This is a genomic window from Lactobacillus sp. A27 (assembly GCF_016742815.1).
In the GTDB taxonomy this organism is placed as follows: Bacteria; Bacillota; Bacilli; order Lactobacillales; family Lactobacillaceae; genus Lactobacillus; species Lactobacillus gallinarum.
This window is the reverse complement of sequence record NZ_JAEHNT010000111.1, coordinates 37,822-49,964: the sequence shown is the minus strand read 5'-3', so window position 1 is coordinate 49,964 and position 12,143 is coordinate 37,822. Positions and strand designations below refer to the sequence as shown.

At 36.8% G+C, this 12,143-nt stretch carries 13 protein-coding genes; 4 read left to right on the top strand and 9 right to left on the bottom strand.

The window, feature by feature from the left end; translation table 11 throughout:
* Positions 1-287: 287 nt before the first annotated feature.
* Complete coding sequence (locus tag JEM49_RS09990) at positions 288-824, bottom strand: hypothetical protein (protein ID WP_025006492.1); 537 nt, start codon at positions 822-824, stop codon at positions 288-290.
* 104 nt (positions 825-928) lie between these two features.
* Here JEM49_RS09990 and JEM49_RS09985 point away from each other — a divergent pair, with 104 nt between their 5' ends.
* Positions 929-1,642, top strand: a complete 714-nt coding sequence (locus JEM49_RS09985; protein WP_162606886.1) for a C39 family peptidase — start codon at positions 929-931, stop codon at positions 1,640-1,642.
* Positions 1,643-1,847: 205 nt separating this feature from the next.
* On the opposite strand, the gene JEM49_RS09980 is transcribed toward JEM49_RS09985, so the two are convergent.
* The 4 genes from JEM49_RS09980 to JEM49_RS09965 are packed head-to-tail and all read right to left on the bottom strand — an operon-like array spanning position 1,848 to position 5,044.
* The gene (locus JEM49_RS09980) at positions 1,848-2,333 is read right to left on the bottom strand and encodes a threonine/serine exporter family protein (protein WP_087301078.1); all 486 of its coding nucleotides are present in this window, start codon (positions 2,331-2,333) and stop codon (positions 1,848-1,850) included.
* 2 nt (positions 2,334-2,335) lie between these two features.
* Positions 2,336-3,106: a threonine/serine exporter family protein gene (locus tag JEM49_RS09975; protein ID WP_025005870.1), complete on the bottom strand. Its 771-nt coding sequence runs from the start codon at positions 3,104-3,106 to the stop codon at positions 2,336-2,338.
* Between the two features lie 10 nt (positions 3,107-3,116).
* Positions 3,117-4,658, bottom strand: a complete 1,542-nt coding sequence (locus tag JEM49_RS09970; RefSeq protein WP_201874875.1) for an ABC-F family ATP-binding cassette domain-containing protein — start codon at positions 4,656-4,658, stop codon at positions 3,117-3,119.
* A gap of 8 nt (positions 4,659-4,666) precedes the next feature.
* On the bottom strand, positions 4,667-5,044 hold the full coding sequence (locus tag JEM49_RS09965; protein ID WP_014919445.1) for a hypothetical protein: 378 nt from the start codon (positions 5,042-5,044) through the stop codon (positions 4,667-4,669).
* 133 nt (positions 5,045-5,177) lie between these two features.
* Here JEM49_RS09965 and JEM49_RS09960 point away from each other — a divergent pair, with 133 nt between their 5' ends.
* Positions 5,178-5,735, top strand: a complete 558-nt coding sequence (locus JEM49_RS09960) for a GNAT family N-acetyltransferase (RefSeq protein ID WP_201874873.1) — start codon at positions 5,178-5,180, stop codon at positions 5,733-5,735.
* Here JEM49_RS09960 and JEM49_RS09955 read toward each other — a convergent pair.
* Positions 5,732-6,421: a DUF554 domain-containing protein gene (locus JEM49_RS09955; protein ID WP_087236355.1), complete on the bottom strand. Its 690-nt coding sequence runs from the start codon at positions 6,419-6,421 to the stop codon at positions 5,732-5,734. The genes JEM49_RS09960 and JEM49_RS09955 overlap by 4 nt on opposite strands.
* A 68-nt stretch (positions 6,422-6,489) precedes the next feature.
* On the bottom strand, positions 6,490-7,734 hold the full coding sequence (locus JEM49_RS09950; RefSeq protein WP_201874871.1) for an LCP family glycopolymer transferase: 1,245 nt from the start codon (positions 7,732-7,734) through the stop codon (positions 6,490-6,492).
* 161 nt (positions 7,735-7,895) lie between these two features.
* On the opposite strand from JEM49_RS09950, the gene pepF reads away from it, so the two are divergent.
* Entirely contained in the window at positions 7,896-9,692 is a 1,797-nt protein-coding gene (pepF, locus tag JEM49_RS09945) for an oligoendopeptidase F (RefSeq protein ID WP_201874870.1), read from the top strand.
* A gap of 53 nt (positions 9,693-9,745) precedes the next feature.
* Here pepF and JEM49_RS09940 read toward each other — a convergent pair whose 3' ends face one another.
* Positions 9,746-10,942 (bottom strand): ATP-binding protein, encoded by a 1,197-nt coding sequence (locus JEM49_RS09940; protein ID WP_087236349.1) that lies wholly within the window; start codon positions 10,940-10,942, stop codon positions 9,746-9,748.
* 195 nt (positions 10,943-11,137) lie between these two features.
* On the opposite strand from JEM49_RS09940, the gene JEM49_RS10705 reads away from it, so the two are divergent.
* Positions 11,138-11,263 carry a hypothetical protein gene (locus JEM49_RS10705; protein ID WP_274609076.1) on the top strand — a complete coding sequence of 42 codons (126 nt, stop codon included), beginning with the start codon at positions 11,138-11,140 and terminating at the stop codon, positions 11,261-11,263.
* Positions 11,264-11,318: 55 nt separating this feature from the next.
* On the opposite strand, the gene JEM49_RS09935 is transcribed toward JEM49_RS10705, so the two are convergent.
* Complete coding sequence (locus JEM49_RS09935) at positions 11,319-12,119, bottom strand: CPBP family glutamic-type intramembrane protease (protein WP_201874868.1); 801 nt, start codon at positions 12,117-12,119, stop codon at positions 11,319-11,321.
* Positions 12,120-12,143: the final 24 nt, after the last annotated feature.

The following is a 12,143-nucleotide window of genomic DNA, read 5'->3' as shown; positions in this document are numbered from 1 at the left end:
TTCTTTGAGTCTAACATAATGAATACCTCTATTTTCTAAATCACTTTAACTTGTTGGAACTTTTCGTTCCCTCATTCCTTACATCTTTATTATATAACATACGTTATATAATGCAAGGACAAAATAAAACTTTTTTAAAAATAAAATAGATAGCGCGAAGGCTTGCTATAATAACATTTGTTCCAAGTTCTGACTGGAAAAAGAGCAAAAATAAAAAACAAAAATTTTTGTTATCATTACAAAAAAGACCCGAATCACTTAGATTCGAGTCTAAAAACCTTATAAAACTACTTTTTCTTTTTAATTTCTTTTTTAGCAGTTTTGCTCTTCTTTGTTTCCTTCTTAGCAGTCTTCTTTTCTGGCGCTTCATATTCACGCACAACTGTCAGCTTTTCAATGATTGCTTCTACTAGTTGATCTACCACCTTATCAGCATCTTTTTCAACTTCTTCTTCAGTTGCCAATTGATCAATTCTAAAATGCGAAACATTAACATAATCAGACCGCGTTTCAAAATAAACATTAAGCGGATATTCTTGCCCTTCCTCAAAAAAATTGACAATCTTCTTATAATTGCTGTAAGGCAAGTTGATGATATTAGTCTCTAAAGCAAACGTAACCGGACGCTGACCTGTCACTGCCAGCTGAGTTTGCACTAATGAATCATGCTTGAACGCAGCAGCGACTTCCTTAATCATCTTCTCTGCATAAGGCTTGATCTTGCTCTTAGATTTGCTAATATCGCCATATTTTACTGTTTCAAGATCTTGAATGTAATCTTGATTTTCAATTTTATTATTTAAATCTTCTAAATTAATCTTCAAAATAAACTTTCCTTTTTGTTAATTCTACTCACTAACATACTACAAAAAATTTTTTTGTCATCACTTTTTAGAATTCATAATAAGATTTTGCTAGAATAGTACTCATGAAAAATAAAAAAATTAATTTAAAGTACTTATTTTTAATTATTCCAATTGGATTAATATTAGTGCTTAGTCTAACTTACCTTGCAAACAAAAATCAAATTGATGACGAAATTAATTGGATGATGATGAAAGAGAAACAAAAGCTCAATGTTCCTCTAGAAAATCAGCTCCCCGACCTGCCTAACGGCTGCGAGGTAACTAGTTTATCCATGCTTATGAACTATTATGGCATCAAAGTTACTAAAAATGAACTAGCACAGAACATTCAACACGTCGATTCTTTTACCGACAATGGCCGTTATCGCGGTAATCCTAATCAGGGCTTTGTCGGTCATATGACTGTAGCAAATGCCGGCTGGTGCGTTTATAATGGTCCGCTTTATAACGTTGCACGTAAATACACCAACCACATCGTTAATGCTTCCGGCAGTAATTTCCTGAAAATATTAAAACTAGTTTCCGATGGTCATCCCGTTTTAATTATTACTACTACAACCTTTAGCCGCGTCAACAATATGCAAACGTGGGAAACTAACTCAGGTAAGGTGAACGTTACACCATCATCACATGCTTGTGTAATTACAGGTTACAACAAGAAAAAGAAGGTTGTCTACCTTAACAATCCTTATGGATTTAAAAATCAAGCTGTAAACTGGCATAAATTAGAACAGAGTTACGACCAACAAGGTCGACAAGCGCTTTACATTAGTTAAACAAAACAAAAAGGACAAGCTTTATGGAAAGCTTGTCCTTTTTCAACTCAAGGCACATGCAAAAGCACATGTGGACATTTAAACTGTTCACATCAGTATGTCCACCATCAGCACTTCCCGTGCTTGCCACTTAAGGCGGATGTCCTCTATCTCATAAATATACGCATCTCGCGTTCATTAATCGACTCGTCAACTACGCATTGTACTATCTTTTATGTTTCATGTACAGCATTATCTTCTTAAAATGGCGATATTTTATTCTATAGAATGCTTCAATGCACATCGTAGATAACAAGAAACCTAACCCAATTGCGGCAGTAACAATTGCCACTCGCAAAATCAGCTCTTGTCCTTGTGTATAATTGCCTGCTACAAGTGCACGAACGGCCTGATAAGCTGGCATCCCCGGCACCAGCGGTACCAATGCAGGAATATTAAAGATCGTTGCAGGACATTTTTTTCTCCTAGCAAAAAATAATCCCAAAATTCCGATTAAAAATGCACTAATCAGATTAGAAACCATTCTGCCCATACCTAAGCGAAAGCAAAACCAATAAGCCATCCAGCCTACTGCTCCACTAATTCCAGATGAATTAAGCGCACGATGTGGGACATTAATAGTTAACGCAAATCCTACAGAAGCAATATAAGAAAAAGCAACATTAATTACTATCTCTAACCAAAAAGGCATCGTTATACCCCCATGAACTTCAAGATCATTCCGACTCCACCACCTAAAGCAAGTGCGGTTAAGACGGCTTCACACATTCTTACAATTCCAGATAGCAAATCACCCATAAATAGATCTCGCAATGCATTGGTTAAGGCAAGTCCTGGAACCAAAGTCATTAGCGCTCCAATCAAAATATTATCCACGATCATCTGTGAATCTAACCAATTCAAGCCTACTGCTAAAAGTCCCATCACCATCGCCGCAATTAATTCTGATAAAAAGCGAACTTTAGTGTACTTTTTAAATTCACAATATGCCCAAAAACCGACACCACCCACTAAAGCGGCTCCTGGAAAGTCGACCCAATCATAATTATCCATAAACAGAACCATCAAAGTCGCACTCAGAATTGCTGCACCAACTACTTGCAACCACATAGGGAAAGAAGGAGCATTAGCTACTTGGACTATCTTTTCCTTCAATTGTTGTAAATCGATTTGCTTAGCTGCAAATTGTCGCGATAATGCATTAACACGATCCACTAACTCCAGATTAATATTACGATCTCGCACTTGCTTCATTTGAGATAAGTTACCCCCATTTAAGCTCATAAATACACAAGTAGGAGTAGCAAAAACACGCGGATCTTCTGCACCCGCGTTCCGAGCAATTCTAAGCATCGTGTCTTCAACCCGATACATTTCACTACCGCCTTCAATCATTAAGCGTCCAGCGGTTAAACAAATATCCAATATTTCCTGATAAAATTTAGTATCGTGCTTATCGGACATAGTTTTATCCTCAATTCATTGTTTCAATATCTATAGTCTTATCTACCCAATCGCCATGGAAGAAATCTCGTTCGTGACTAACAATAATTACTCCACCTGGGAAATTGACGATGGCTTTTCTCAAGGCATCTTTCGTATCGTTGTCCAAGTGGTTAGTTGGTTCATCAAGGAAAAGCAAGTTAGCTGGTTCAAATTGCATCTTAGCTAATTTTACTTTTTCCTGTTCCCCACCAGACAATTCTTTCAATGGACTCATAGCTTGTTGCGCAGTCAAACCCATACGAGCAAGTGCCTGTCTTAATTCCTTAGGCTTCTTGCGTTCAAATTCTTCCTGCAAATATTGTAGCGGCGTCATATTATTATTTGGCCAAGCTAAATCCTGCTTGAAGTAAGCTAATTTTGCCGTTACTGATAATTCATACGAGCCATAAATTGGCTTGAGTTGTCCTAATAACGTCTTAAGCAAGGTAGTCTTACCAATTCCGTTAAAACCAGTGATTGCGACCTTTTCGTTGCCACCAACGGAGAAATTAAAGGCAGACTTAACTAACGCATGATCATAACCAATTACTAAATCTTGCGTTTGTAAAAGCAAGTTAGAAGCCGTAGCTACGTATGGAAATTCGAATTTAGCCCGACGGTTGTTTTTAGGTGGGGTTAAAATATCCATTCTTGCCAGTTGCTTTTCACGAGATTTAGCACTCTTGGCACGAGTACCAGCCTTGTTCTTACGGATATATGCTTCGGTCTTAGCAATCTTGCGTTGCTGGTTAGCATATGCCTTAAGGTAAGTTTCACGGTTAGCCGCTTTTTGCCGCAGCGCTTGCTTCAACGTACCGGTATAACGCGTAATCGTACCAAAATCAATATCAATAATACAATTGGTAATTCTACCTAAAAAATCATAGTCGTGACTAACTACGATAAAGGCGCCAGAGAAGTTGTTCAGATAATCAACTAGCCAATCAATATGTGATACGTCCAGGTAGTTGGTTGGTTCGTCTAGCACCAAAACATTAGGGCTTTGCAAAAGAAGCTTAGCCAAAATAATTTTGGAACGTTGACCACCTGATAATTTGGAAACATCGTGGTCATAGCCGAGGTCCGCTAAACCCAACCCAGCTGCAACTTGTTCAATTTCGGTATCAATATCATAAAAATTGTTCTCTTCTAGGTAGGTCTGAATCTTACCTGCTTTTTCTAGCAATTGATTATCACTATTTTCAGCATACTTGGTATATAACTCATTTAATTCTTGTTCTTTTTTAAACAGCTCATCAAAAGCAGTCCGCAAAAAGCCGCGAATGGTTACCCCTGGTGCAAGCTTAGCGTACTGGTCCAAATATCCTACATCGATCTTATTTTGCCATTTAACTTGACCGTCATCTGGAATAATCTCACCTGTCAAAATCTTAATTAGCGTAGATTTACCTACCCCATTTTGACCGGTAACCCCCATGTGATCTTCCTTATTTAATACAAAGTTGGCATCTTCGTACAAAGTCTTATCAATAAAGCTTTGACTTAAGTCTTTAACAGTTAATAAACTCATTTTTCCCTCTAACTATTATTTGTAGATTCTTGTTCTTTTTCATACTTTTGCAGCGCATCAAGTACACGTGGCCAGTAGCGTTTAGGCAAAATCAACTGTAAGCGATCGTGATAAATTGGAAAATCGCTCGGTTTCATCCCCGTAATATTAGCCACTTCTTGATCTGTTAACTTATATTTATAAACGATGCGCTTAATTTCAACTGAAGCATGCCCTCTAAAATAAGACAAGCCAAAAAAGAAAATTGCAAAAATACCTGCCAGTATAATCGCTAATTGCAGATTTAATCTAAAAGTGTGCAGGCAAATAAAAAATACGGCAATAAAAGCAATTATTGCGGAAATTATGCCATAAATGACTGGAAATATTGATTCTTTTTTTTGCATAATTTTCTCCCTTCAACACAAAAGCAGTAACTTTTACGAACTTAGCAAAATTTAGCTAACTTTGCAATGACTTTTAATTATGAATTAAGTATACTTGCAATAACTCAATTTGTATTTAGAAAGAAACGATAAAATGAATAAAAATATCCATTACTATTTTTCATTAATCCACTTCCAAATCGATGATTTAGATATTCACTTAGTATTGCCGCAAACTTGGCAAGCAATTGATCTTTATCATGCAATCGCCCATGATCGAGAAAGCCTAGGTAAGTGGCTGCCCTGGGCCTACAATATGAAATCTTCAGCTGATGAAGCTAAATTTATCAAAACCATTCAAGCTAACATGGTTCAAGAGCGCATGATTGTATTGACTATTCTCGTTAACGGCGAACCTTGCGGCATGATTGATTTGCATAATTTAATTACCAACCAAAAAGGCGAAATCGGCTATTGGCTGTCTAGCAAATATCAAGGCCGAGGCATTATGACTAAAAGCGTACGTGAAGTGTGCAAATATGCCTTCAGTGAGTTAAATCTTAAATACGTTGACTTAATTGTTGCAGTTGAAAATGGTAAAAGCGCCCGCGTTGCACAAAATGCAGATTTTAAACTAATGGGAATTAAAGACAACTTGATTCATAACCATAGTATGGCTGGCAAAATTTTCAGAAAAATTAATTCAAATTAAAATAGGCCCGTTACATCTTTAATAATAAAAAAGATAACTGGTACTAGCAGTGCAGGCAAAAAATTCAATGTCTTTACATCACGAATTTTTAATAAAGCTAGACCTGAACAGGCAATTAAGAAGCCACCAACAATGGAAATTTCTGTTACAAGTGGACCGGTAAAAAAGCTGGCTGATAAAAACTTGGCGACGAGATAAATACTGCCTTGCCAGCAAAATAGAACTGGAGCAACAACCAGCATCCCCCAGCCGAAGCTTGCGCCAAAGACCATCGACGTTACAAAGTCCAACGTAGCATTAGTGAACAGCATGGTGTTATCGCCCTTTACAGCTGCAATAACGGGACCAACAATGGAAAGTGCCCCAATACAGCAAAGCAAAATTTCAGTTGCGAGACCCTTGCCTAAATTGGATTTGCCAGTTTTAGCAACTAAGCGATCAAAATGTCCAGAAATATCAAGAGCGGTTCCACATACGCCGCCTAAAGCTAGGCTGACAATAAATAAAACGGGATACTGGCTCTTCGGCATGTTGTTGGTCACGTTTTCCCAGCCAATGCCTAGAGCAGCTAAGCCCATTGCGATAAATAAAACGTCTTCGTAACGCTTGTTAATCCCCTTTTTTACTAAACAGCCAATGGACGTTCCTACTAATAACGCTAATGTGTTCACGATTGTCCCAATCATCTTTCTCACCTCTCAGTTTATTTTACATCAGCAAAAAACAGCATCCCAGATCGGGATGCTGTTAATTTTTACCATCGAAACTTCCAGCCACCACTACTTGATGATGAACTAGAACTGCTGCTATTTGACGATGATGAAGCATTTGGATTCTTACCATAACCAGAATTAGAACCACCAGCAGGCTTATCTGAATTTTGATCATAGATTCGATAATTAGTAAATGCTTGCGGATCGTCCCACTTGATATGACTATTTTGGTCATTCAATTCGTTTTGTCGTGTCTCTTCATTATCTAACGTTTCAGTTTCTAAACCTAAATTCTTCCGAATTCTATTAGAAACCTTCTGCAATTCTTCAGTTGAAGCAACTTGAATTGAAGAACCATCAATCCAGGCATCATGACCTTGAATGTAGCCACTCTTCAAATTCTTAGCACAACCACGATAATTCAAAGTAAGACTAAGCATATCGTTAAAGGTCAAATTAGTTTTCACGTACTTGTTAAAAATATCAATTAACTTACGATAATTGCTCAGCGTATTAACAGACATGGCCTTATGCATAATCGCCTCAATTACTTGGCGTTGACGAAGTTGACGACCATAGTCCCCACGTGGGTCTTCTTTTCTCATACGGACATAAGCCACAGCGTGACGACCATTCAAGTGTTGCTTCCCTTTATGGAAATCACACCAATCATATGAAAAGTCAAACGGCACATTAACGTCTACGCCACCTACTGCATTAACTAAGCTGCGCAATGCCTTCATATTCACTTCTAGATAATAATCAATTGGTACATTTAACATGCTTGAAACAGTCTTCATGCTGGATTGACTACCACCAGTTTCATAGGCAGAGTTTACCCTGAACATGAAATATTCGTCTCCCGGATCTCCCTTAATATCAGCTAAGGTATCACGCGGAATTGAGGTCATCGTTGCAGTATTTTTTTGCGGATTAGCTGTAGCTAAAATCATGGTATCTGAATTACCACGATCATGTCGTCCTTCAATACCTTGATCCACACCTAACACTAGGATAGAAATAGGTTGTCTATTAGCAATCTTAGCTGAAGCCGGTACATTGCTATCCCCCTTACCATCAACTGCACTATGAATGGCGAAATACATGTGCGCAGCCCATGCTACTCCAAAGCAAACAACCACTAATGCGACTACGCCAATAAAGCGTGCAAACATATTACCACTTTTTAATGCAGAACTGTCTGCAGCAAAAGCACGATTGCGGTGGAGATTAAGTGAGGAATGTCTTACTCGGTATTCTTCTCTTCGTTTTGGATTTTGGTCCATTCTTTGTATCTTTTCCCTTCAAAATTAATACATGTTAATTTGTATCACTTTTAATCGCTAGATAAAATAAAATTACTTATAATTAATAATAACTTATTTTTTGTGTTTCATTGTACATCGAATTATGATGTATACAAAATGTAATTAATGGAGGAAAATTTATGGCGATTCCAACAAGAAGCGAAGTCCCAGAAAATATGAAGTGGGATTTAACCCGAATCTTTAAAACAGACCAAGACTGGGAAAATTCCTACGACAAGGCAAAAGACCAAGTAGCTAAGCTAAGTGAATTAAAGGGCAGTTTGGCTAAATCAGGCAAAGACTTATATGAAGGCTTAACCAAGATTTTAGCAGTTAAGCGTGATGTGGAAAATATTTACGTTTATGCCACTATGTCTAGCGACGTTGATACTTCTAACTCACATTATTTAGGCTATGTTAGTCGCGTGCAAAGCTTGTCCAATCAATTTGAAGCAGCAACCAGCTTTATTAATCCTGAAATTTTGAGCATCCCTGCCGCAAAGTTTGAACAATTTAAGAAGGATGAACCACGATTAGCTGATTATGCCCACTATTTGGAAATGATTACTAATAAGCGTCCTCACACGTTGCCAGCAGAAGAAGAAAAAATTATCGCCGATGCTGGGGATGCCATGAGCGTGTCCGAGAACACCTTTAACGTTTTAACCAACTCTGACATGGAATATGGCTACGTGCAAGACGAAGACGGCAACATGGAACAATTATCCGATGGTCTTTATTCATTATTGATTCAGTCCCAAAACCGTGACGTGCGCAAAGGCGCCTTCGATACGCTTTATGCAAGCTATGGTCAATTCCAGAACTCACTTGCATCTACTCTATCTGGTGTTGTAAAAAAGCATAACTACAACGCTCGTATGCACAAGTATGACTCAGCTCGAGAAGCCGCATTAGCTGAAAACGGCGTACCCGTTGAAGTCTACGACACATTAATCAAAGAGGTTGATTCACACCTTGATTTGCTCCACCGTTATGTCGCATTACGTAAAAAGATTTTAGGTCTTAAAGACTTACAAATGTGGGACATGTACGTGCCGCTAACTGGTAAGCCTGCTTTGTCTTATAACTTTGAAGAGGCAAAAAAGGTTGCTAAAGAAGCCTTGAAGCCACTTGGTGAAGACTACTTGAAGCACGTTGATTATATTTTTAATAACCGTGTGATCGACCCTGTTGAATCTAAGGGTAAAGTTACTGGTGCTTACTCTGGTGGTGCTTATGACACCGATCCATATGAGCTTTTGAACTGGGAAGACAATATCGATTCACTTTATACCTTAGTTCACGAAACTGGGCACTCAGTTCACTCTTGGTACACCCGCCATAGTCAACCTTACATCTATGGTGATTACCCAATCTTCGTAGCTGAAATTGCTTCAACTACTAACGAAAATATTTTGACCGAGTATTTCCTGGACCATATTACTGATCCTAAGACACGCGCATTCATCTTGAATTACTACCTTGATTCATTCAAGGGTACTTTGTTCCGTCAAACTCAATTTGCGGTATTTGAACAATTTATCCATGAAGCAGATGCTAAGGGTGAACCATTGACTGCTGATATTTTAGATGATGTTTATGGTCAAATTAACCAGCATTACTACGGCGATAGTGTTGAACCTGGTGGCGATATTGCGCTTGAGTGGTCACGAATTCCACACTTCTACTACAACTTCTACGTTTACCAATATGCGACTGGTTTTGCGGCTGCGACAGCTTTGGCTAATAAGGTAGTGCATGGCAGTCAGGCTGACAGGGATGCATACCTGGGCTACCTTAAGTCAGGTTCTAGCGACTATCCTACTGAGATTATGAAGCGTGCCGGCGTTGACATGACCAAGCCTGATTATTTGGAAGATGCTTTCAAGACTTTTGAAAAGCGTTTAAACGAATTTGAAAGCTTGATTGAAAAGTAAATATTAATAGTAAAAAAGATGATATGTTTCACGTGAAACTATCATCTTTTTATTTATTCTTCTAATAACCAATCGATCAAATATTTTACAGCTATACCATCAACCGTTCCTTCATCAAACTGTGACAATGATAATACTGTCTTTTGATATCCATCAGGAATATAGCGTAAATTATCAGTTTCACGCGTACTCCCTTCTGGTAAATGTCCTGTTACCTGATAATACTTAATTTCATTACCTTTGCGGGCAACAAAATCGATCTCCTTACCAGAATAATCGCCTACGTCAACATTGTAGCCTCTGCGAAGAAGTTCAATAAAGACAATGTTCTCAATCTGATGACCTAAATTATCACGATAATTTTTATTAAGCCTAGTGTTTCTCAAACCTGTATCTGCAACATAATATTTGCCTAAAGTAGACAGTAATTTTTTACCACGAATGCTATACTTTTTAGCCTCATAGAAAAGATATGATTGTTGCAACAAATTCAAATAAGAAATAACAGTTGAAGTCGTTGTTTTAAATCCATTGCTTCTTAAGGTGTTAGAAATATTAGTTGCGGAAATCGGACTACCGATCTCACCCATTAAATATTCAATAATTGCAACAATTGCCTTGTCATCTCGAGTATTCGAGCGAAGAGCTATATCACGTAAAACAACAGAGTCAAAAATTCCTCGTTTAAGTGCCGTCTTTAGGTCCTCATTCGGAGCAATATCAACTGCTGGGAATCCTCCATCAACAATATAATCAGTAAACAATTTATATGCGGTTTGCGGTGTGCCCTTTTTATAATCGTAATATTCTTTAAATGATAATGGATAAACCTTTAGTTCAACATATCTACCAGACAGTAATGTTGCCATTTCACCAGATAACAAGTAAGAATTGGATCCAGTAATATAAATGTCAGCATCCATGTCTACTCGAAAACTATTGATTGCCTTTTCCCAGTTCTGTACATTTTGAATTTCATCAAAGAAGAGGTAATTCTTTTTTTCTTTATTTTCATGATCATGCACATACTTATATAGATCCATCTCATTTCTTATATCGTTGAAGGCCAAATCTTCAAAATTAATATGAATTATTTGATCATCATGTATGCCTTCATCTTTAAGCTGATCAATGAACATATTCATTAAAAATGTTTTTCCCGATCGACGAATTCCCGTAATGACCTTAATTGCATCATTATCCTTGAATTCATTCAGGAACTTCATATATTTATCACGTTTTATTATCATAGTAATATCTTCCATAAAAAATATTTTCGTAAATTTCGTCTAATATCTTCTATAAAAGATATTATCATAAAAATGACAATGAAATCTTTTATAAAAGATTTCATTACAAAAATCACTAAAATATCTTTTACAAAAGGCAAAATGGTAAAATTAGTAATAATATCTTCTATAAAATACAAAAAAGGAGTGATCCTAATGTCTGATTTTTCAAAAGAATCTATTCAACGTGCAAAAGATGAAGTAAAGTTACAAAAATTAATATCAAATATACCCGTAGAAAAATTAGATACACCTCAAAAAATAGAGAAATGGTTAAAATAAGATTACTAAAAAGACTCTTTGAAAATGCCTACAGCATTAACAAAGAGCCTTTTATTTATTTTTTATTCAATTGACGATTAAACAGATAAATACAAATCATCATAAAAATACTTACTGGAATATACACTGCTGAAACAAAAGCAATGTTTGAATTTCCCGTATTTGAGCTTGCCACCTGAGGAGAACAATCCTGCAAGAAGTGCACAATTATACCGAATATTATTCCATTTGAAAGAATACGCAAATAGCTGAGTATAAAGCCAAGTGCCATTGCCAAAATTATTTGTCCAATTGTGGAAACGAGTGGCTGATGGAATAAATTAATCAAATGACACAATCCAAATAGCACTGAACAAATTACTGATGTCCAAAAAATGTTGTATTTATTCTTACGCAAAGCCACTGCAAAAATGTTGAACAAAATGCCTCTAAACAAGAATTCTTCACAAATTGCAGCAGATAAGGCAATCAATGCAATAGATACAATTTTATGTCCTGGTAATTTAAAAACCATGCTATGGGTGAAGATATTCATTACTACCATCAATCCCAGAAGCACAAAGTAAACAGCCGTCAGAACTTTAACAGCCCTATGTGTTTTTACTCGTTTATCAAATACCTTAGTTGTGAGTCCAAAATGCAATGCAGCCATTGTAAAAACAATTAAGTAAATAGCTACAAATACATCCTTCAGTACCCTATTTCCAATAAGATATTTGGTCACAAATGGATAAGCTTGATAGCAGATTTGCAAAATAATTTCGAGCCAGATCATTTTAACTAAAGCAGTTTTAGTCTGCTTTTGATCATTAAAATCAATTTGATCGGCCAAGGCTAAATAGTTGTCGTTTTTCATATCTTCTCTCTTTTTGTTTTTCTT